Below are 22,790 nucleotides of genomic sequence, written 5' to 3' on the forward strand. Positions count from 1 at the left end.
GGTGGAAACCGTGTAACCCATCGCCATCGTTTTGATGGCAGTTATTTTATTTATTAATCGATAGGGATTAAGCATGCCGTTTACAGCAGAACAAAAGAAAGCCGTTGTTGAAGAATACCGTTTATCGGAAACCGATACCGGATCACCCGAAGTGCAGGTCGCCTTACTGACTGCTCACATTACTCATTTAACACCGCATTTCGCAGAACATAAAAAAGACAATCATTCTCGTCGTGGTTTGTTGAGAATGGTTAACCAGCGCCGTAAATTGCTGGATTACTTGAAAAAGAAAGACGTCGAGCGTTATCGTTCTTTGATTGAGCGTTTAGGTCTGCGCAAATAACACAACTTGGAAACGGCACATTCTGTGCCGTTTCTGTTTTTAGATGGTTTGGTCGCTAATGGACTAAACCTCCGGCGCAGGAAGGCGTCGGTCTCCTTGGCGCACAGCGCCTGAGAAACAAGAAGCCGGACGCTAAAGCGCCGGTTTCATGCAGGGGCCGGTCGATGGTTGGCCGCCTCCGCAACATGAAAAATCCTCAAATAACCTTTAACGCAAAGGAACCTTATAGTGAATCCTATCAGGAAACAATTTCAGTACGGCGATCGCTTGGTAACTCTAGAAACCGGTGAAATCGCTCGTCAGGCCAATGGTGCCGTATTGATCGATGTCGAAGGCACATCGTTGCTGGTGACAGTCGTTGGTAAAAAAGAAGCCGCTGGCGGTGACTTCTTTCCGCTAACTGTCAATTATCAGGAAAAAGCCTATGCCGCCGGTAAAATACCGGGGGGCTTTTTTAAACGTGAAGGGCGTCCCAGTGAAAATGAAACATTGATTTCGCGCCTGATCGACAGGCCGATTCGCCCGCTATTTCCTGATGGTTACACTAATGAAGTTCAGATTATCGCCACCGTCGTTTCGCTGAATCCCGAAGTGGGCGCCGAAATCCCGGCCTTGTTGGGCGCTTCTGCGGCGCTGGCGGTTTCCGGATTGCCTTTTAACGGTCCGGTGGGCGCCGCGTGTGTCGGTTATCAAGACGGTGAATACCTCTTGAACCCATCGACGCCGACGCTGAAAGAGTCACAATTGGAGCTGGTCGTCGCCGGCACCGAACACGCCGTGCTGATGGTGGAATCGGAAGCCGAGTTATTGTCCGAGGAAGTGATGTTGGGCGCCGTTTTGTTCGGTCATGAGCAAATGCAAACGGCGATCAATGCGATCAAGGAATTCGCCGCCGAGGCGGCTGCGCCTGCGGTCGAATGGAGCGCGCCGGACGTCAACGACGCGTTGGAGAAGTTGGTCGTCGCCGAGGCCGAGCAAGGCATCAGAGCGGCTTACCAGATTGCCGAGAAGCTGGTTCGTCAAGACAAGCTGAATGAAATCAGAACTGCGGTCGTGGAAAAGCTGACCGCCGATGAAGAATACGAAGAACTCGACATTCGTAACATCATCGAGCACCTGGAGAAGAAAATCGTTCGCGGCTCGATATTGAATGAAGGCAAGCGCATCGACGGCCGCGAACTGGATAAAGTCAGACCGATTAGCGCGAGAACCGGCGTCTTGCCAAGAACGCATGGTTCGGCCTTGTTTACTCGCGGTGAAACCCAGGCGCTGGTCGTGGCGACGTTGGGCACCGATCGTGATGCGCAAATTATCGATGCGCTGGCAGGCGAATATAAAGAGCCTTTCATGCTGCATTATAACTTCCCGCCTTATTGCGTCGGCGAGACCGGTTTTGTCGGCTCGCCGAAACGACGCGAAATCGGTCACGGCCGCTTGGCGAAACGCGGCGTCAGCGCGATTCTACCGAACATGGAGGAATTTCCCTATGTCATACGCGTGGTTTCTGAAGTCACGGAATCCAATGGTTCCAGCTCGATGGCTTCGGTTTGCGGCAGTAGTCTGGCCTTGATGGACGCCGGCGTGCCGACCAAGGCCCAAGTCGCCGGTATCGCGATGGGTCTGATCAAGGAAGGCGAACAATTCGCGGTGCTGTCGGATATCATGGGCGATGAGGATCATTTGGGCGATATGGACTTTAAGGTGGCCGGTTCGGAAAACGGTATCACTGCGCTGCAGATGGATATCAAAATCGACGGCATTACCGCCGAAATCATGAAAACGGCCTTGGAACAGGCGAAGCAGGGGCGTTTGCATATACTTGGCGAAATGAACAAAGCCTTGTCGGCGACCCGTGAGGAGATGTCGGACTTTGCGCCAAGAATTATTTCTTTCAAAATCGATCCGAGCAAAATTCGCGAGGTCATCGGTAAAGGCGGCGCCACGATACGCGGCATCACCGAGCAAACCGGCGCCAGCGTCGATTTGACCGATGATGGCATGGTTAATGTCGCGTCGGTTGATAAGGCCGCCGGCGAGGAAGCGCGCCGTATTATCGAAGAAATCACCGCCGAAGTTGAAGTCGGTAAAATTTACGAAGGCAAGGTGGTTCGCTTGATGGATTTTGGGGCGTTCGTAACAATACTGCCCGGCAAGGATGGATTGGTCCATATTTCCCAGATTTCCGATGAGCGAGTCGAAAAAGTCAGTGACAAGCTGTCTGAAGGCGATGTCGTTAAGGTCAAGGTGCTGGAAATCGATCGTCAGGGACGAGTCAGACTGAGCATGAAGGAAGTCGATAACGAAGAAGAATAATCCTCTTCCGACTGTCATGAAAAAGGGCCGTAAGGCCCTTTTTTGTGTGTGATGAATATAGGGAAAGATGTTGGATTGACGCAGCCTCTGATAAAAGTACGCTGAATAATTATCGTGAATTTATGTTAAGTAAAGAAATTTTTGATCAGGAATGCCGGCAATGTCGACGCTTGGAGACGTTTTTATGCGACGTCAAGCAGAAACACCCGGAATATCATGCGCGTCCAGTCGCTCCGTTCGGCGATGAGGATCCGCGCTTGTTGGTCGTCGGCCTGGCGCCCGGGATGCACGGCGCTAACGCAAGCGGCAGGCCTTTTACCGGTGATTATGCCGGTTTGTTGTTGTATCGGACCCTGTATGATTTCGGTTATAGCAACAAGGCGGATTCGGTCTCCTTGCAAGATGGTTTGCAATTGAAAGGATGCCGGATCACCAATGCGGTCAAATGCTTGCCGCCGCAAAACAAACCCACCGGCGCTGAAATCAATCAGTGCAATCATTTTTTGGCGGCGGAAATTAAAGCGCTAAATACGGATGCGGTGATTCTAGCCTTAGGCAGCATTGCCCATCAGGCGGTCTTGAAAGCCTATGGTCTAAAATTGAGTAGCGCTCGCTTCGGCCATAATCAGGCCTTTGTCTTGCCTGACGGCAAGACTCTGGTGAGCTCTTATCACTGTAGCCGTTATAATGTACAGACTAAAAGGCTGACAGTGGAGATGTTTGCCGATGTGTTTAAAACGATACAAGCGATAAACGGTTGATATGATGGCGCCTGGAGCGGCTCAGGCTGAATTCGATAGAAAGGCTTTTCTGAAGCATCTGACCCGTCGTCCCGGCATTTATAAAATGTTGGATGAACATGGCAAGATACTTTATATCGGTAAGGCCAAGAATCTAAAGAATCGCGTGTCCAGTTACTTCCGCAGTCAGTCGGCTTCGCCCAAGCAGCAGGCGATGGTGGCCAAGATCGCCTCCATCGAGGTTACGGTCACTCATACCGAAGGCGAAGCCTTGCTGCTGGAAAGTCAGCTGATCAAGCGCCATAAGCCGCGCTACAATATTTGTCTGCGCGATGACAAGTCTTACCCCTATGTCTTCATTTCCAGCGACCAGAATTTTCCGCAAATTAGCTTTCACCGAGGAGCCAAGAAGAGAAAAGGCCAGTATTTCGGGCCCTATCCCAGCGCCGGCGCCGTTAAGGAAACGCTGAAGCTGTTGCAGAAAATCTTTCCGGTTAGACAATGCGAGGATTCGTATTACAATAATCGCTCCCGACCTTGCTTGCAGTATCAGATTGAACGTTGCACGGCGCCCTGCGTTGGCTTGGTCAGCCGGGAAAAATACCGCGAAGATGTCGATAATACGGTCTTGTTTCTGCAGGGTAAAGGCAATGAACTGATCGACCGGCTGATCGGCAAGATGGAGAAGGCTTCGGCAAACCTGGAGTTCGAGCAGGCGGCGACGATCAGGGACCAGATTGCGCGCTTGCGTTCGGTGTTACAGAAAAACTTCGTTCATGGCGAAAAAGGCGATGTCGATATCATCGCCTGTGCGACTAAGGCGGGAGTCGCCTGTATTCAGGTCTTTTTTATCCGCAACGGCCAGAATTTGGGCAACAAACTTTATTTTCCGAAAATGACCGAAGAGCATGAAGCGGGTGGTATCTTGCAGGCCTTTATCGCACAATATTATCTCGACAGGCAGCCGCCCTATGAATTGATCGTCAGTCACCCTTTAGCCGAAAGCGCATTGCTCGGCGAGGTGTTGGCTCAGCAGGCCGGTCATTCCGTGACGATTTCCACAAATGTCAGAGGGGAACGGCAAAAATGGTTGCAAATGGCGGCAACCAATGCCGATAATTCGCTATTGAGCAAATTGTCGGATAAACAGGGAATTTATGCCCGTTTCCTGAGTTTACAGGAAGAGTTGGGGTGCGACGAATTGCCGAAACGACTGGAGTGCTTTGACATCAGCCATACCCAGGGCCAGCAAACAGTGGCCTCCTGCGTGGTGTTTGACCGGGAAGGACCGGTCAAATCGGCTTATCGCCGCTTCAATATCGAGGGGGTAACGGCGGGCGATGATTACGCCGCGATTCATCAAGCAGTTTACCGCCGCTTCAAGCGTATGAAACAAGGTGAACATCAGGCGCCGGATGTGCTTTTGATAGACGGGGGCAAAGGCCAGGTTCACGAAGCACAAAAGGCATTAGCGGAATTAGAGCTAAACAATGTTATGATAGTGGGCGTTTCCAAAGGGCCGGATAGAAAAGCCGGAATGGAAAAAATAATATTGGCCGATCAGCAGCAGCCGCTCGATGTCAGTTCCGGCGCCAGCGCTTTATTGTTGATTCAACATATACGCGATGAGGCTCACCGCTTTGCGATTACCGGGCACAGACAACGGCGAGCGAAGGCGAAGAAAACATCGATACTGGAAGGGATCGCCGGCTTGGGGCCGAAGAGAAGGCAGATTTTGTTGAAACAGTTTGGCGGCTTGCAGGGTGTTTCCAGCGCGGGCGTCGATGCCCTGGCGAGTGTGGATGGCATAAGCCGGCAATTGGCGCAGAGAATATACGATACATTTCACTATCAAGATGGCAGTTGAATTTAACTTACCGACCTGTTTGACACTATTGCGCATTGCGCTGATTCCTTTATTGGCAGTGGTTTTTTATTTGCCTTGGGAGTATTCGAATATCGCTTGTACGGCGATATTCATCATTGCCGGCGTGACCGACTGGTTGGATGGCTATCTGGCTCGGAAAATGAGTCTGGAAACGGCTTTTGGCGCCTTTCTGGATCCGGTTGCCGATAAACTGATGGTGGCGTTTGTGTTGGTGTTGCTGGTACAGTCGCAGGGCTCTGCTTATTTGGCTATCCCGGCGGCCATCATCATCGGTCGTGAAATTACCATCGCCTCTTTACGCGAATGGATGGCCGAAATCGGTCAGCGCGCGAAGGTTAAGGTTTCCCAGTTGGGTAAATGGAAAACCACCGCGCAGATGGTCGCGATAGGTATGCTATTATATCGCCAGGATTTTTTGGGCTTGCCGATCAATATGATCGGTTATTGGTTGTTATACCTGGCCGCTATCTTGACGCTGTGGTCTATGATTAATTATTTGATGGCGGCGGTATCGACGCTAAAAGAATAAACGCTGTCCGATGCCATGAATTTGCGTCGAACAGTCGATTACCTATAATTTGAAACAGCAGGTAAAGCTGAAAATAAAACAATGGAAAAGGAAAAAGAGAGTCAACAGAAAAAAACGCTGACACAGGATGAGGTTTTACTGGCGGCATTAAAGCTGTTTGCTGAAAAAGGTTATTTCAATACCTCGTTAACCGATATCAAAGGTGCGTTGGATATTAAGACTACCAGCGGCATATATCAGCACTTCAAAACCAAACAGGCCATCGCGGCCGCCTTGTATGAGAATATCCTCGATAGTTTGAGTATTTCCATCGATGATATTCGACGCAGAAACAAGAAGGCCTCGGAACAGTTGCGGGAGATTGTCGATTTGTTATTCAAATTGACCGATGACGCGCCTGAAGTCATACAGTTTTTGCTGCTAATCAATGTCAATGAATTTTTGCCGGACGAAAAGCCTTTATTGGAAACTGCGCCATTCAACAAAATTCGACGCATTTTCCAGAACGGCATTAAAGACGGTGAAATCAAGGCGATTGATCCTTTAATGGCCTATACCTATTTTTTTGGCATTATTAACCATGCCTTGCAAATGGTTTTGATCGGCGCGCTGGACAAAGATGCAGACAGTTATCAGGCCCAGGTCTGGTTGGCGGCCTGGGGCTGTGTGGCGAGAAAGTAATTCAGCCTCGTTGGCGGATCGGCTGCGCTTGATCATCCACCGCTCTTGCGATGAAAGATTGCGGACGGAGTTGCAAACTCCGTCCGGCTTTGAAAAACGGATTGTGATGCCAGCGTGGTCAACGTAGGGCGGCTTCGCGAAGCAAGCCGCCAAAACCCGCCACCGGAGTCAAAATTGGGCGTTGTGCGTATCCAGGCCGATTGCTTGGCGGCGAATCCCCCCGGTTGCGATGCCCATGTAAAGCCGATCGTCATCCAGCGTCGCTTTCCTGCGTAGGATGTGCTGAACAACGTGAAGCGCATCAAAAACCGGTGCGCATCCTATCGTCAGCACACCCTTGCACCGGTAGGGTGGATCAAGCGCAGCGGATCCACCAACGTAGGGCGGCTTCGCGAAGCAAGCTGCCAAACAACTCCGTCCGGCTTTGAAAATCCACCCTACAGCTGCGATGCCGTGAAATGCTGACTTGGTCAGTATTTCCTGATACCATCATGACAAAGATGCCTGGCATGGTAGTTAACCCGGCGCTATCTAAAAGCCAGTCTCTGGGTTTTATGTGCCTGATTTTCTAACTGACCGTTCCTGAAGGCTCTTTAAATCGTCGATAATTTGTCGGGCGTGCTGGTCCGGAGATACCTTGCGATAAATTTTTGCAATGTTGCCATCTGGGTTGATAATAAAAGTGTGGCGTTTGCTGAATTTGATCGGACCCAGTTTGAATAAGCTACCGTAAGCCCGGCATGTTTCTCCGTTAGTATCGGAAAGCAACGAAAAAGGCAGCTGTTTTTTTTCGATAAAATGCTTGTGACTCGCAGAGTTATCTGTATTAATGCCTAAAATTTGACTATTGTTTGCTTGGATATCCGCATAATGGTCGCGGAATTGACAAGCCTCTGCGGTGCAGCCGGGCGTGAGATCTTTAGGATAAAAGAATAATACCAGCCATGAGCCGCGATAATCCGATAAAGAATGATTGTTTTGATTGCCGTCAGGCAGTATAAAAGCAGGAGCGGGTTGACCGATTTTTAACTGATGCGTCATTGTTATGGGTAATGTTATTCAATTCAAGAAGCCGAAGCCGGGCGACAAATACAAAGGCTTGACCTTATGCCGAAACGGTTTTCATAAGTGGCAAATTCTAAAAGAAAAACAGTTCGATGTGAAACAGGGTAAACTGGTTAGCGTTTATCGATGTCGGCGGTGTAACAAAGAACGGAATCAGTTGCTTTAACGGTAAATGCTATTATTTAAGGCAGCGCAGGAACGGTGTTGTTGTTTCGGTAAAGGTGATGTGATTCAAATCTGGGTTTAGCGATGATCAATAAATCAAAAAGAACGAGCATTTTGGGCCTTGCATTATTAGCGCTAAGCGCTTGCGACAGCATTGAGTCTAGCGACGAAGACTTTTTGCAAAAAGGGGTCGATCTTTATTCACAAGGTGAATATGCAAAGGCGGAGCTGGAGTTGAAGAACGCGATTCAGAAGAATCCGGACGCGGCTGACTCTTATTATTATATGGCGCTGCTGAACGAAAAAACGCGTAATTTTAAGGCGATGCGCATGAACTTGCAGGAAGCGCTAAAGCTGAAACCGGACAATCTCGACGCCCGCATCAAACTGGCTAAAGTCCATTTGTTGTTCAATGATATCGACCTGGTGTCGGCGGAAATTGACACGGTATTGACGGCTCAAGCCGACAATCTTGAGGCGATGACGCTGCGGGCGCAGGTTTTTGAAAAGCGGCAACAAAGCGCGGAAGCGCTGGACTGGGTCGATAAGGTGCTGGAAAAAGACCCTGATTTCATCGATGCGTTGGCCTTGAAGACCGTTATCATGCTGAAACAACAACGCTATGATGAAGGCCTAGCGACCGCTGAACATGCCTTAAGTCTAGACTCTGAAAACATCACCGTTCATTTGCTGAAAATTCAGTTGCATAGTCGGCAAAATGATGTCTCCGCAGTGGTCGATGACTATAGGGCATTGATGAAAGTCCAGCCGGACAACGATGAAATCAAATATGCGCTGGCCAGGGCCTATGTCAACAATGAAGACAGACGGCAGGCGGAAGCCGTATTGCGCGGTTTGGTTAAGGAGAAGCCGGATAATATCAAGGCCAAGCTGATGCTGTTGGAATTTCTGGCGACCGCTAACAGGCCCGAAGCGTTTCAGCAATTACAAGCTTTCTTGCCGGCCGCCAAGGCCGAGGATAAAATCGCATTGGCAAAATGGGCCTTGTCAAAAAAAGGGGGGGATGAAGCCAAGGCTATCTTGACTAAAATCGTTGCCGGCCAGCAGGATCAAAGCAAGCCTAAGCAAAGCGCCTTATTCATGCTGGCCGGCATCAGCATTCAGCAAAAGGAATTTCAACAGGCTTCCGCCTTGTTAGAACGGCTTTTAAGCATTAATCCTGATTATGTCGATGCCAAGGTGATGCAGGCCGCCTTGTTATTGAACGAGGAAAAAGATGCCCAAGCCGAAGCGTTATTGAATAATATTCTATGGGAAAAACCGGATTCGGACAGCGCGTTGGTTTTACTGGCGAAGATTTATCAGCAACGCGGCGACAGAGATAAGGCCTATAATAAATATCTCGACGCCTTCAAGATTAACCCCGCCAACAAGCAGGCATTGCAGCCGCTGGTTGAACAGGCATTGAGAAAAGAGCATAACGATTACGCCAAAGAATTGATTCAGACGTCCATGCGTAGAGGCGGACAAAGCCTGGATTTGTTGCAAATGTTGGCGAAAGTGCAGATTGACGATAAGGATTGGGAAGGCGCAGAGAAAGTCATCAAGGCGATCGAAACACGCAAGAGTGGCGGTTTGTTAGCTCAATTGTTGTCGGCGCAAATGAGAACCCGGCAAGAACAGTTCGTTAAGGCCATCGATATTTATCAACAGATTCTAACGCAATATCCATGGCATGCGCCTTCACTGGCGGCTATGGCCAATAATTACGAACGATTGAACAAGCGTTCCGTCATGCTGAACTATCTGGACGAATTTATTGAAAAATATCCAAATCAGAGTTCCGCCCAAATTTTAAAAAGTCGGCTGTTGGCTTTAGATGGCAAAACGGAGCAAGCCATCGCATTGCTGCAGGATTATTTGCGTGATCATGATATGGTAAGCGCCGCATACGGAGAACTGGCCGGCTTGTATTTAAAGCAGGGAAAGAATGAATCCGCGTTACGCAGTTATCGGCAAGGGCTGCAAAAGAAACCCGATAATATTAAGCTGCTGATGGCCTTGGCGTCATTTCATGAGCAACAAGGGCAATATGATTCGGCGATTAGCCAGTACGAGAAAGTGTTGACGCTAGCGCCTGATATCGAGGTGGTGCAAAATAATCTTGCCGCCATCTTGTTGAAGCAGGGAACCGAGGCCGGTATTGCCAGGGCGGTAGAACTAACCGCGAAATTCAGGCAATCCGAGCAGCCTTATTTCCTGGACAGCTATGCGTGGGCGCAATTTAAAAGCGATAATGTCAACGAAGCATTGACCGCATTAAGGAAGGTGCTGGTACTGGCCCCCGATGTGCCGGTATTCAGATATCATCTGGCGAAAATTTATCATCAGCGTGGCGACAGGTCGAAGGCCGTTATGGAGCTGCGACAGGCCTTGCGGCTCGGTAAAAAATCACCTTTCGTTGAGCGGGAGTCGGCAGAGGGTCTGTTAGATGAGTTGCTGACCGCTAAGCGATGAAGTTTTTTTTAAAGCGTATTATGATAGATACTCAATTAATTAAGATCGGTAACTACTCCCCCCCATTCGTAGGGTGGATAAGCGGAGCGCATCCACCGGGTCGGCATCTTTGGTGGATGCGCCCTTCAGGCTTATCCACCCTACATGCCCTGCCGCGTTCGATAAGTGGGGCGAGCAGTTACTAAGATCGTTTAATCGGCCGCCATTTTATGCTTCATCACGGTCTTTGTAGCAATTCCCGGTTTGAGCATTCTTGCAGTGTTTAGGGTCTGGGGTGTGTCTGTCGAGGAGCCCAGCACCTAGATTATCCTGGAATGTAAAATAGAGTCCTGTAGTCATGGGATTTAGGTGCTGGGGGGGGGTACGGCAGCATCCTGTCCAAACACACCCCATGCCCTTTTTGAACGCCAAACTGAGAATGGCTGCGGTCTTTGGTTATTAATAGACTATTATACCGGCTGAACTATAATACTTAGTCAGTCATGTAAAAAATAAAAGGAAGAAAATCAGGTGTTCGCTAATGAAAAATAAGATTTTATTTGTTTTACTCACTTTGTTTATTTTGTCTGGCTGCACATATCCTCCGTTGGAGGATGTTAAATTTCCTTCCGACTATACCTATATCATAGGCCCCGGCGATAGCCTGGAAATCTTTGTTTGGGGAAACCCCGACATATCCAGGGGGGTGACGGTCAGACCTGACGGGAAAATTACCACGCCTTTGGTCGATGATTTAATCGCGAGCGGGAAAACGCCTTATCAATTGGCCCGGGAAGTCGAGGAGGCGTTGGCCAAGTTCGTCAGGGACCCTCAGGTCGCGATCATCGTCGGCGGTTTTCAAGGGGTTTATTCACAACAGGTCAGGGTGATAGGACAAATCAGCGGCGGCGGTAGTGGCGGCGGTGCCGGTGCCGGTGGCGGTGGCGGTGGCGGTGGCGGCGGCTTTTCCGGTGGTGGCGGGGGCCTGGGAGCCAATCGTTACAGCGCTACCGCTTTGCCTTATAGCAAGGGCATGAGTTTGCTCGATCTGGTGATACAGTTGGGTGGCATCGGTCAATATGGCGATGGCAATCGCGCCAGCATCATACGCAGGGTCGACGGGGAGCAAAGGCAGTTCGGCGTCAGAATTGACGACTTATTGGAGGACGGAGACATGAGCGCCAACGTCAATATCATGCCGGGCGATATACTCATCGTCCCGGAAGCCTTTTTCTGATATGTTCTTAATCCTCGGGTAGGAAGTGGTATGCAAGATCAATTAGCCGAAATTTTAGCCTATGTAAAAGGTGTGGTCAGCCATAAATGGTTGATCATTGTGACGACCTGGTTTATCAGTTTGGCCGGCTGGTTGTTTGTTTATCAAATGCCGGACAAATATACCTCCGAAGCTCGTGTGCATGTCGATACCCGCACGATGCTCAGGCCGTTGTTGCGAGGGCTGGCCGTGCAGGCCGATGTCAGGGGCTTGGTGGCGATCATGCAGAAGCTGATGTTCACGCAACAAAATATGCTTAAAATCGCCGAACTTGCCGGTGTCGAAGGGGACTATAAGAGTGAGGCCGGAAAGTTGGCGATCGCCAATCGATTGAAGTCCGGTGTCGAGATTTCCGGCGGCAGGGACGAAATCTTTTCCATCAGTTATGAATCGACCAATCCGGTCATGGCGCAAAAAGTCGTGCAGGCGGTGCTGTCGGTTTTCTCCGCGCAAACGCAACGGTCGACATTAAATGACGTCGATTCCGCGCAACGCTTCATCGAGGAACAGATCCAGGAATACGAACAGCGTTTGCGTAATGCCGAAAAAGCCAGAGAAAACTTCAAACGAGCCAACCTGGGCTTATTGCCCGGCCAGGGAGAAGACCAGATCAGTAAAATACAGACAATACAAAGCGATCTTGAACAGATCGAAACGACTGTTTCCGAGATGTTGGTCAGAAAGGAAGTCTTGCAGTCGCAACTTGAAGAAGCGCTCGTGTCTGAAGATGAGTGGGGATTAACCGATTTTGCCGATCAAGGAACGCCGGAAGACGCCAGAATCAGTAATTTGTTGTCGCAAAAGGACGAATTATTGATCAAATACACCGAAAATCATCCCTATGTCAAGGCGATCGATTCCACGATAGAAGCCATTGAACAGCGTATTGCCGAAAATGGAGAGGGTCTTGGCGATAATGGCTCCGGCATGGAAGCGATGTCGAATCCCTATGTACAGTCGATTAAGGCGCAGATTAATCAGGTTGATGCGGAAATCGCCACGTTACAGTCCAGAAAAGAACGCTATAAGACCAAATTGACTCAGGCTGACGAAGAGTTCAATAGCCGTCTGGCGATCGAAACCGAAATGCAAAATCTTAACAGAGACTATGAATCGATTAAGCGGAATTATTTAAGCCTGATAGAGCGGCGTGAGCAGGCCTCCATGTCGGAAAAAGTGGATAATCAGGCCGCCGCGTTGAAATTCAGGATTGCCGACCCGGCAAACCGGCCTTTGTCGCCTTCGGCGCCTAACCGGGAATTGTTGTATTCGCTCGTTTTGCTCATTGGTTTTGTTGTCGGCATCGCTATCGCCCTATCGCTCGTGCTCATCAGGCCGGTATTCACGACGACAAGAAATTTGCGGTCGGTGACCGGTTTGCCGGTCTTGGGCAGCGTGTCTGTCTTTATGACCCATCAGCAGATTAAAAAACAAAGAATCAATAACCTGGTGTTTGTTTCGGTCAGTTTTCTGTTGCTGAGCAGTTATGCCGGCGTTATGACCTTAAACTTTTTTAATGCCTAGCAAGCTGCGCGCCTTGATATTCGGCATTACTAAACCGGCGAGTGAGCGCCTGAGTGATGAATTATAAAAAATCTTGGATTTCTAATGAGCACCATTGAAGAAGCCTTGAAAAAGGCCGAGAGCCAGGGCAAGAAGCCCATCGATCAAGACCTTGTTTCTTCCGAGGCTTCCGTCGAAGCTGATCATCAAGACGCGGTCGAGGTCGATAATAAAAAAATCGCCGACCGGCAGGTGGAGACATTCGATTGGAGTTCTTTGAAGGATAAGGGCTATATTTGTCCGGATCAGAGTCATTCAAAGCTGGCGGAAGAGTATAGAAGCATCAAGAGGCCGTTGGTCGTCAATGCGATTGGCGCCAGAAAAAAAGATATTCAACGCTCCAATCTGATTTTGATCACCAGCAGTGTGCCGGGTGAAGGCAAAACCTTTACCTCGATCAATCTGGCGCTCAGTATTTCGGCCGAATTCGATAAAAAAGTGCTATTGATCGATGCCGATGTTTCCAAGCCTAGCGTATCGAAGGTGTTGGGGATCAAGCGGACGCCGGGGTTGATCGAATATCTCGAAGGAGAGGTCGAGGACTTTGCCGACGTTATTCTGCAAACCGAAATCAATGGCTTGCGGATTGTTCCCGCCGGCAAGCGGCATAAATATTCGACCGAATTGTTGGCCAGCAATAAGATGGTCGAATTGGCTAAAGAGCTCAGCGAAAGATACGCTGACAGGATCGTCATCTTCGATACCCCGCCGCTATTGGCGACGACGCAGGCGGAAGTGTTGGCCAGTCTGGTCGGGCAGGTGGTTCTGGTGATCGCCGCGCAAAGCACGCCTCAGAATATCGTGATGGAATCGGTGAAGAAACTGGAGGATTGCGCCGATGTCGTATTGACCTTGCTGAATAAAACCGAGCGATCCCTGGATACAAACTATTATGGATATGGCCGCTATTGAAGCAAAGATAAGTCATAGGAATGCCAAGAAAATCTTTAAATTATCGTTGCCGGTATTCTTATTCGCCGTAAGCAGCCAACAGGTTTTTGCGGTTAACTGGGTGATTCGGCCTACGCTGAATGTCGAGGAAGTGTATTCCGATAACATCAACTTGAGTAGCGATGACGAACGCAGCGCACTGGTTACCGAAGTCAGTCCGGGCGTATCGTTACGCACGAACTCCTCGGTTAATACCTTTGACCTGAATTACAGAATGCAGAATCTTTATAATGCCGGCGGCAATTCAGGTCTCAATACCAATAATCAGCTACAGTACAATTCCAGATATCAGCTGTTGAGAAATTCACTCTATCTGGACAGCAGCAGCACCATCAGTCAGCAGAATGTCTCCAACAGAAATATCGCCAGTGACAATATCACAGGAGGCGGAAACAGCACCACGGTGAACACGTTGAGCATCTCACCGTATTGGCGGCCGCATTTGCAAAGCTTTGCCGATGGTGAAGTCCGCGTCGGTTATGACAGGGTCTCCACCAGCGGCGGGCAAAGCGCATTGTCCAGCACCAATACCTACAGTCAGAACATCAGGCTGAACAGCGGCAGGGATTTTTCCCGTTTCACCTGGTTTGTCGCCTTCAATAATCAAGAACAAAACAACAGCGATGGCGATGATGTTCAGTTTCAGAACTCATCGGCTGAATTAAGAACGTATTTCGACCGGGAGTGGAGCGTGTTTATTCGCGGCGGACATTCGGAGAACCGTTTTCAGACCACAACCGACAGCAATAGGAACGGTTTTTTCTATACCGCCGGCGCCCAGTGGCGGCCCAGTGCGCGTTTCAGCGTCCAGGCAGGTTATGGCAATAACGCCTTTGTCACCGTCAATATCAGGCCGATTCGAAGAATCAACTGGAGCACGACCTACAGTAATAACGATATAGGCACCAATACCGGCGATCGCTGGCAGTCTTCGTTGAGGTACAATACTCGGCGTTCGGTCTGGACATTTAATTACAGCGAAGACACCTTCACCACGCAACAGATCCTGTTGCAGCAACAAACCGGGACATTCGCCGATCTGTTCGGTATTTCATATTCGGATTTTCTCAATCAGACGACGGGAGCGTCTACCGCGGAAAGGCTAAGCCAGTTTTTGGGCATTCCCGTCGAAAATGTTTCAGAACCGTTAGTCAATGCAGTGGACAATGGGTTGAATAACTTAACCTTTGCCGCCGATTTGCCGACCTTGACCGACGAGGTTTTTATCAGCAAGCGGGCCGATTTATCGGTGGTGTTCAGCACTGGGAAAAGCGTATTCAATCTCAGCGGTTACCGAGAAAGAAGAGAATTTGAGGTCAGTCAAAACCAGGAGGATATTTTGGGCTTCAGCGGCTCCTGGAACTGGAATTTTGCCAGGCGCACCAGCTCGAACATCCGTTTTCTTTGGCAGTCTACCGAAGGTTTCGATGCCACAGAAGATCGACGCTTCGAGGCGACTGTTGGCGTCACCCGGAATCTTTTCAGTTATTTAAACGGCAGGGTGGAATATCGTTACCTCACTCAACAGTCTGATCTCAGCGACAACGAGTTTTCGGAAAACCGCATCAGTGCAAGCCTGTCAATGCGATTCTAAGATGTTAAATGTATAAGAACTTTTACAAACTCAGCAAGAATCCGTTTCAATTGAATGCGGATCCGAGTTTTTTCTTCGATAGTTCCGGGCATAAAAGGGCTAAGGCTTATTTACGCTATGGCTTGGCGCAGGGCGAGGGCTTCGTCGTGGTCACCGGCATCCCCGGCACCGGCAAAACGATGCTGGTTAAAGAACTGGGCAAATTCCTGGAAAATGATCAATCCGTCATTATCGGTTCGTTAGTGAGCTCCAATGTCGGCGCCGAGGATACCTTGCGGATGCTGGCGGCGACCTTTGCGATAGCCTATGAGCTGGATGACGGCAAGGCGGTATTGTTGAACAGAATCGAGACTTTTTTCAAGGAGAAAGCCAAGCAGGGGAAACGGATATTGTTGATTGTCGACGAAGCGCAAAATTTGCCCAATCAATCGATTGAAGAATTGCGCATGTTGTCCAATTACGAATGGGAGGGCAATATCATTTTTCAGACTTTTCTGATTGGTCAGGAAGAGTTGGGCAAGCGTATCTTCGCGGCCGATATGGAGCAGGTCAGGCAAAGAATAGTCGCGACCTATCAACTGAAATCCTTGAATGCCGATGAAACCAAGGAATACATCCTATTTCGCTTGCAAAAAGCCGGTTGGCAGGGGAATCCGCAGTTTCACGATGAAGCCATCGCGGCCGTTCATGCTTTCAGCAAAGGAATTCCAAGGCGTATCAATACCGTCTGTGATAGATTATTGCTTTACGGTTTCCTGGAAGAACTCAGGCAGATCGATTTGCAGGCGACAAAGAAAGTGATAGCCGAAATAATGGAGGATTCCCAGGCGATCAAGGCGCAAAAACAGCAGGTAACCACTGAGCGCTTAGCCGGTACAACGGAAGCTAATGGCAGCTTGGAGCAAAGGGTCGCGGCTCTGGAGGAAGCTGTGTCTGAGTTAAGTAATAAACTGAAAAAAGAACAGGCCTTATTAAGAAAAGCCATATTGATTCAGCTGGACATGGATGATGTCTACGATGACGATTAATGAAAATGCGAACAGTCAATAAGCAAACGACGACAGTCAATGCGATGAGTGTTGATGTCGAGGATTATTTTCAGGTCTCGGCTTTTGAACCCATTATCGATAAGTCGAGCTGGGATAATCTGCCGCATCGGGTAGTCGCGAATACCGAGCGTATTCTTGAGTTATTTGCTGAATACGATATCAAGGCGACTTTTTTTACCTTAGGCTGGGTCGCGGAGCGTTATCCACAACTGATCAAAAAAATTGTCGAGGAAGGGCATGAATTGGCCTGCCATGGCTATCAACACATCCGCGTCAGCGAACAATCGCCCGAGCAATTTCGCGCCGATGTCAGGCTGGCCAAAGACATCCTGGAACAGATAAGCGCACAGTCGGTGATCGGTTACCGGGCGGCAAGCTACTCGATCAATAATGCAAACTTATGGGCTCATGATATCTTGTGTGAAGAGGGCTTTGCCTATAGTTCCAGTATTTACCCGGTCAAGCATGATTTGTACGGGATTCCGGATGCGCCGCGTTTCGCCTATCAGCCCTTGGCGGGAAAAGCGTTCAAGGAAATCCCGATCACAACGCTGAAATTTTTCGATAAAAACATTCCCTGCGGCGGTGGCGGATTTTTTCGTTTTTACCCTTACCGCTTCTCCAAATGGGCGTTAAATAATATTACCCGACAGGAAAGACAAGCCGCGATTTTTTATTTTCATCCTTGGGAAATCGATCCCGATCAACCCAAGCAGCGGGGGATAACGATGAAAACGCGGTTCCGGCATTATTTGAACCTGGGTAAGATGGAAAGCCGCTTAAGAGCCTTGTTGAGCGATTTTGATTGGGACACGATGGAAAATGTCTTTATCGAATGAAACTTTGTCAATTATTGCATTAAATCGTAGGATGTGCCGACGCTAGGGGGCGCATCATGATAATTTGGTGCGCTTCACTTCGTTCAGCGGCACCCTACAATGTAGGATGTGACGACGGCAGGGGCCATCATGGTAATGGGTGCGCTTCACTTTGTTCAGCGGCGCCCTACAATGTAGGATGTGCCGACGGCAGGGGCCATCATGGTAATGGGTGCGCTTCACTTTGTTCAGCGGCGCCCTACAATGTAGGATGTGCCGACGGCAGGAGGGGCGTCATGATAATGGGTGCGCTTCACTTTGTTCAGCAGCACCCTACAATGTAGGATGTGACGACGGCAGGGGCGCATCATGATAATTTGGTGCGCTTCACTTTGTTCAGCGGCGCCCTACAATGTAGGATGTGCCGACGGTAGGGGCGCATCATGATAATTTGGTGCGCTTCACTTCGTTCAGCAGCACCCTACAATGTAAGGTGTGCCGACGGCAGGAGGGGCGTCATGGTAATTGGTGCGCTTCACTTTGTTCAGCGGCACCCTACAATGGAGGATGTGCCGGCGATAGGGGCGCATCATGATAATGGGTGCGCTTCACTTTGTTCAGAGGCGCCCTACAATGCAGGATGGTCACAGGCTAGAAGAGTCGTTTGATCGACGAAAAGGGAAGCTTTGTAATAGAAACCCACTCGCTCTAGGGGTGGTTGTTAAAAAAAAATCAGGCTTAGATTGAACAACATGAAAATCAATTTACTGGACGATCAGCAAACAAGCTTATGGGATGACTATGTTGAAAATTCAACCGAGGCGAGCTTTTTTCATAAAGCCGGTTGGCGGGAAGTCATTCGGCATTCATTCGGCCATAAGAGTTATTATCTGTATGCCGAGCGGCAGGGCAACATAACCGGTATCTTGCCATTGGTCCATGTCAATAGCCTGTTATTTTCCAATTCGCTGAGTTCTACCGCTTTTTGCGTTTACGGCGGCGTCGTCGCTGACGATCAGGAAACCGCTGCGGCACTGGACCGTAAGGCCTGTGAACTGGCCGCCGAGTTGGGCGTCGATCATCTGGAAATGCGCAATAAAACGCAAAAAACACCGGAGCGGCCGTATAAGGAATTATACGTCACCTTTAGAAAAGCCTTGCATGACAGCGCGGAAGAAAACCTGCAGGCGATTCCGCGTAAGCAACGGGCGATGATCCGCAAAGGCATCAAGGCGGGCTTGCGCAGTGAGATAGACGATGATGTCGAACGCTTTTACAAAGCTTATTCGGAAAGTGTGCGCAATCTCGGCACGCCGGTTTTCTCGCGGAAATATTTTCAAATACTGAAAGACGTGTTCAAACAGGATTGCGAAATCTTGACCGTGATCGATCCACAAGACCGATTAATCTCCGGCGTCATGAGTTTCTATTTCAAGGATGAAGTATTGCCTTACTACGGCGGCGGCACGGCCCTGGCGCGTTCGGTGCAGGGTAATGATTTCATGTACTGGGAAGTCATGCGCCGGGCCGTCGACAAAGGCTGCAAGCTCTTTGATTATGGCCGCAGCAAGCAGGGGACCGGTTCCTATCGGTTCAAGAAGCACTGGGGTTTCGAGCCGGAACCGTTGTTTTATGAATATCATCTGCTCAAGACGGATGATTTGCCGGACATCAATCCACTCAATCCGAAATATCGATTGTTTATTGCCGCCTGGAAAAGGCTGCCGTTGGCTGTCAGCCAGATTGTGGGCCCCTGGTTGGCCAAGGATTTAGGTTAAGCCGATGCAAAATATCTTGTTTTTGGCGCACCGAATTCCTTATCCGCCTAACAAGGGCGACAAAATTCGGTCCTTTCATTTTCTGCAAGCGTTGGCCGAACATTTTAACGTCTATTTGGGAACCTTTATCGATGATGAAGAGGATTGGCGCTATTGTGATCAGCTGAAAGAATATTGCCGGGAAGTCTTTTGCCTGCCATTAAGGCCGTCGACCGCTAAATTAAAGAGTCTCCGCGGTTTGTTGACAGGCAAGGCGCTCAGCCTGCCTTATTACCATAATCAAAAAATGCAGGCCTGGGCTGCGCAAATGATCGAACAACATGCGATCGACAACGTGGTTATTTTCTCTTCGGTGATGGCGCAATTCGTCGTGGATCGAAAAGATATAGAAATCATTGCCGACTTCGTCGATGTCGACTCCGACAAATGGCGGCAATATGCACAAAAGAAATGCTGGCCGGAAAGCTGGATCTATCGCAGGGAATCTAGACGCTTATTACAGTTTGAGAAACAAGTCGCGGCCAGGGCCAAAGTGACCGCGTTCGTTTCGCCGCAGGAGGCCGAATTGTTCAAACAACTGGCGCCGGAATGCAGACAGACGATCGTGGCGGTCAATAACGGCGTCGATATCGACTATTTCAATCCGGATAAGGATCTGGAGAGTCCATACCGTTCAAGCGACAAGGCCATCGTGTTTACCGGGGCGATGGATTACTGGGCCAATGCCGACGCGGTCATCTGGTTCGCCCACGAGGTCTTTCCCAAAATCCTGGCGCAGGATCCGGATGCGATGTTTTATATCGTCGGATCCAAGCCGGGTAAAGATGTCTTGAAGCTGGGCGAACATGATAACATTGTCGTCACCGGGCGGGTCGAGGACATCAGGCCTTATTTGGCTCATGCCGCCTTTGTCGCCGCACCGTTGAGAATTGCTCGCGGCATACAAAACAAGGTGTTGGAGGCGATGGCGATGAAAAAAACGGTGATAGCGACTGCGGCGGCATTGGAGGGAATTCCCGATTTCTCCGGACAGGATGTTTGGCTTTGCGATGACGCCGACAAGTTTGCCGAGCAGGCTTGCCGGCTATTGTCCAAACCTGTCGAACTGTTAAGCTCCCCTGGCAATCGGGCGTTCGTTGAAGCCCGATTCAGCTGGCGGCGCAGCGGCGAACAATTGACTGAACTGATCAATTCTTAATCTCAATGAATAAACGACGCATACTCATCGTTTTCGGCACCCGGCCGGAGGCCATTAAAATGGCGCCGCTGATCAAGGCCTTTCAACAGGACGATCGTTTCGATTGCCGGGTTTGCGTGACCGCTCAGCACCGGTCCATGCTGGACCAGGTGTTGGAATTGTTCGCCATTCGTCCCGAATACGATCTCGATATCATGAGACAGAATCAAGGGCTGACCGGCATTACCTGCGCGATATTGACCGGGCTGGAACCGATCTTGGCCGATTTCAAACCGGATAGAATTCTGGTGCATGGCGATACCTCGACCACCTTTGCCGCAACCTTGGCGGCGTATTATCAGAAAATTCCGGTCGCCCATGTCGAAGCGGGGCTGCGCACCGATAATATTTATTCGCCGTGGCCGGAAGAGGCCAACCGCAAGCTGACCGGCGCCTTGGCCGATCTGCATTTTGCCCCAACGACGACGGCCAAGGACAATTTACTGAGGGAAAATGTCCCGGCGCATCGTATCGTCGTTACCGGCAATACCGTGATCGATGCTTTATATCAGGTGCGGGATAAAATTGCCCAGGATGTCGATTTGTCAGCGCAATTAGCCGAGCAATTTCCTTTTCTGCAGCCTGACAAAAAAATCATCCTGGTGACCGGTCACCGGCGGGAAAGCTTTGGCGCAGGATTTGAGCAGATATGCCAGGCATTGCAGGCGCTGGCGGCCAGAGATGATGTGCAGATAGTCTATCCGGTGCATCTGAATCCACACGTTCGCGAACCGGTGCAGCGCATCTTGTCGACTATCGATAACATTCATTTGATCGACCCGTTGGACTATTTGCCGTTCGTTTATCTGATGAGTGTCGCCGACATTATTTTGACCGATTCCGGCGGTGTACAGGAGGAGGCGCCTTCGTTAGGAAAGCCGGTCTTGGTCATGCGGGATACGACGGAAAGGCCGGAAGCCGTTGTCGCCGGCACGGTCAAATTGGTCGGCGCCGATCGACTAGCCATAGTCGAAAATGTCATTGAGTTGTTAGACGATCGGGAGGCCTACAACAGCATGAGCTTTGCCCATAATCCTTATGGCGATGGCAAAGCCAGTCAACGAATCATAGCAGGTGTATTCGATGCACAATGAACCAGGGTTTGCAACCGTCTCAGTCTTCGGCTTGGGCTATATAGGCCTGCCGACCGCCGCCGTGATCGCCTCCCGGGGCGTTAACGTGATCGGTGTCGATGTTTCCGAACATGCCGTCAATACCATTAATCAAGGCAAAGTTCATATCGTCGAACCGGACCTGGATATGCTGGTGCAAAGCGCCGTCACCACCGGCAAACTCAGGGCGACGACCCAGGCGGAGCCGGCCGATGCTTTCATCATCGCGGTGCCGACGCCCTTCAAGGACGGACATCAACCCGATTTGTCCTATATCGAGGCGGCGGTCAAGCAACTGGCGACGGTCTTACAAAAGGGCAATCTGGTCATCTTGGAGTCGACCTCCCCGGTAGGCGCGACGGAAAAGATTTCTCGATGGATGAGCGAGGTCAGGGAGGACTTGAGTTTTCCCCATAAGGATGGCGAAAACGCCGATATCCGTATCGCCCATTGTCCCGAGCGGGTATTGCCGGGTTATATCATTCAGGAATTGGTCGCCAACGACCGGGTCATCGGCGGCATCACGCCGAAATGCGCCGCCAGGGCTGAACAGCTCTATCGCCTATTCGTCAAGGCCGACTGTTTGATCACCGACGCCAGAACGGCGGAAATGGCCAAGCTGACGGAAAACTCTTTCCGCGACGTCAATATCGCCTTCGCCAATGAATTGTCGATGATCTGTGATCGCCTGAATATCAATGTTTGGGAATTGATTAAATTGGCTAATCGTCATCCGCGCGTCAATATTCTCAATCCGGGGGCCGGCGTCGGCGGCCATTGCATCGCCGTCGATCCCTGGTTCATCGTCGATTCGGCGCCGGAACAGGCGCGCTTGATACGCACGGCCAGGGAGGTCAACGACAGCAAGCCGGAATTCGTGGTCAATAAGCTGCGTAAGGTCGCCGCCGAGTTCAAGCATCCGAAAATCGCCTGTCTGGGGTTGGCCTTCAAGGCCGATATCGACGATTTAAGGGAAAGTCCGGCCGTGGGGATCACGCAACGGATTATCGAGCAACAAATCGGCGAGGTGTGGGTGGTCGAGCCGCATATCCAACAGTTGCCGGACTGCTTAAATCAACATGGCGCAAGGTTAGCTAATTTGATTGACAGCCTGGAGGCCGCCAATATCATCGTGACGCTGACCGATCACTCGTTGTTCAAGCGGGTAAAGTTGGCGACATTGAACGAAAAAGTCATTATCGATGCCCGAGGCATATGGGAGAAAGAATAG

Annotated in this window: 18 protein-coding genes; 17 read left to right on the forward strand and 1 reads right to left on the reverse strand. The window is 50.1% G+C overall.

Going from position 1 to position 22,790, the window contains the following annotated elements; all coding sequences use genetic code 11:
- Positions 1–73 precede the first annotated feature (73 nt).
- The 6 genes from rpsO (at position 74) to Q9L42_RS10695 (ending at position 6,494) form a co-directional block, all read left to right on the forward strand.
- Complete coding sequence (gene rpsO / locus Q9L42_RS10670; protein ID WP_305908446.1) at positions 74–343, forward strand: 30S ribosomal protein S15; 270 nt, start codon at positions 74–76, stop codon at positions 341–343.
- A gap of 228 nt (positions 344–571) precedes the next feature.
- On the forward strand, positions 572–2,656 hold the full coding sequence (pnp, locus tag Q9L42_RS10675; RefSeq protein WP_305908445.1) for a polyribonucleotide nucleotidyltransferase: 2,085 nt from the start codon (positions 572–574) through the stop codon (positions 2,654–2,656).
- Positions 2,657–2,778: 122 nt separating this feature from the next.
- Entirely contained in the window at positions 2,779–3,417 is a 639-nt protein-coding gene (locus Q9L42_RS10680; protein WP_305908444.1) for a uracil-DNA glycosylase, read from the forward strand.
- 4 nt (positions 3,418–3,421) lie between these two features.
- A complete protein-coding gene (uvrC, locus tag Q9L42_RS10685) occupies positions 3,422–5,263 on the forward strand; it encodes an excinuclease ABC subunit UvrC (RefSeq protein ID WP_305910231.1) in 1,842 nt (613 codons plus the stop codon).
- Positions 5,253–5,813, forward strand: a complete 561-nt coding sequence (pgsA, locus tag Q9L42_RS10690) for a CDP-diacylglycerol--glycerol-3-phosphate 3-phosphatidyltransferase (RefSeq protein WP_349431041.1) — start codon at positions 5,253–5,255, stop codon at positions 5,811–5,813. Before uvrC ends, pgsA begins: the two co-directional genes overlap by 11 nt.
- 81 nt (positions 5,814–5,894) lie before the next feature.
- A complete protein-coding gene (locus Q9L42_RS10695; RefSeq protein ID WP_305908443.1) occupies positions 5,895–6,494 on the forward strand; it encodes a TetR/AcrR family transcriptional regulator in 600 nt (199 codons plus the stop codon).
- A 552-nt stretch (positions 6,495–7,046) separates the two neighbouring features.
- On the opposite strand, the gene Q9L42_RS10700 is transcribed toward Q9L42_RS10695, so the two are convergent.
- Entirely contained in the window at positions 7,047–7,535 is a 489-nt protein-coding gene (locus Q9L42_RS10700) for a peroxiredoxin (RefSeq protein ID WP_349431042.1), read from the reverse strand.
- 273 nt (positions 7,536–7,808) lie between these two features.
- Between Q9L42_RS10700 and Q9L42_RS10705 the strand changes: the two genes are divergently transcribed.
- The 11 genes from Q9L42_RS10705 (at position 7,809) to wecC (ending at position 22,790) form a co-directional block, all read left to right on the forward strand.
- Complete coding sequence (locus Q9L42_RS10705; RefSeq protein ID WP_349431043.1) at positions 7,809–10,202, forward strand: tetratricopeptide repeat protein; 2,394 nt, start codon at positions 7,809–7,811, stop codon at positions 10,200–10,202.
- Positions 10,203–10,722: 520 nt separating this feature from the next.
- Entirely contained in the window at positions 10,723–11,418 is a 696-nt protein-coding gene (locus tag Q9L42_RS10710) for a polysaccharide export protein (protein WP_349431044.1), read from the forward strand.
- Positions 11,419–11,448: 30 nt separating this feature from the next.
- Positions 11,449–12,981: an XrtA system polysaccharide chain length determinant gene (locus Q9L42_RS10715; RefSeq protein WP_305908436.1), complete on the forward strand. Its 1,533-nt coding sequence runs from the start codon at positions 11,449–11,451 to the stop codon at positions 12,979–12,981.
- Positions 12,982–13,065: 84 nt separating this feature from the next.
- Positions 13,066–13,932, forward strand: a complete 867-nt coding sequence (locus Q9L42_RS10720; protein ID WP_349431045.1) for an XrtA-associated tyrosine autokinase — start codon at positions 13,066–13,068, stop codon at positions 13,930–13,932.
- Positions 13,919–15,565, forward strand: coding sequence for a TIGR03016 family PEP-CTERM system-associated outer membrane protein (locus Q9L42_RS10725; protein ID WP_305908433.1), 1,647 nt, complete (start codon positions 13,919–13,921; stop codon positions 15,563–15,565). The genes Q9L42_RS10720 and Q9L42_RS10725 overlap by 14 nt, the downstream gene beginning before the upstream one ends.
- Positions 15,566–15,573: 8 nt before the next feature.
- Positions 15,574–16,593 (forward strand): AAA family ATPase, encoded by a 1,020-nt coding sequence (locus Q9L42_RS10730; protein ID WP_349431046.1) that lies wholly within the window; start codon positions 15,574–15,576, stop codon positions 16,591–16,593.
- Positions 16,593–17,453, forward strand: a complete 861-nt coding sequence (locus Q9L42_RS10735) for an XrtA system polysaccharide deacetylase (protein WP_349431047.1) — start codon at positions 16,593–16,595, stop codon at positions 17,451–17,453. Before Q9L42_RS10730 ends, Q9L42_RS10735 begins: the two co-directional genes overlap by 1 nt.
- Before the next feature lie 731 nt (positions 17,454–18,184).
- Positions 18,185–19,210, forward strand: coding sequence for a FemAB family XrtA/PEP-CTERM system-associated protein (locus Q9L42_RS10740; protein ID WP_349431048.1), 1,026 nt, complete (start codon positions 18,185–18,187; stop codon positions 19,208–19,210).
- 4 nt (positions 19,211–19,214) lie between these two features.
- Positions 19,215–20,408: a TIGR03087 family PEP-CTERM/XrtA system glycosyltransferase gene (locus Q9L42_RS10745; protein ID WP_305908429.1), complete on the forward strand. Its 1,194-nt coding sequence runs from the start codon at positions 19,215–19,217 to the stop codon at positions 20,406–20,408.
- A 5-nt stretch (positions 20,409–20,413) separates the two neighbouring features.
- On the forward strand, positions 20,414–21,541 hold the full coding sequence (wecB, locus tag Q9L42_RS10750) for a non-hydrolyzing UDP-N-acetylglucosamine 2-epimerase (RefSeq protein ID WP_305908428.1): 1,128 nt from the start codon (positions 20,414–20,416) through the stop codon (positions 21,539–21,541).
- On the forward strand, positions 21,531–22,790 hold the full coding sequence (wecC, locus tag Q9L42_RS10755) for a UDP-N-acetyl-D-mannosamine dehydrogenase (protein ID WP_305908427.1): 1,260 nt from the start codon (positions 21,531–21,533) through the stop codon (positions 22,788–22,790). Before wecB ends, wecC begins: the two co-directional genes overlap by 11 nt.

The organism is Methylomarinum sp. Ch1-1 (genome assembly GCF_030717995.2).
Lineage (GTDB): Bacteria > Pseudomonadota > Gammaproteobacteria > Methylococcales > Methylomonadaceae > Methylomarinum > Methylomarinum roseum.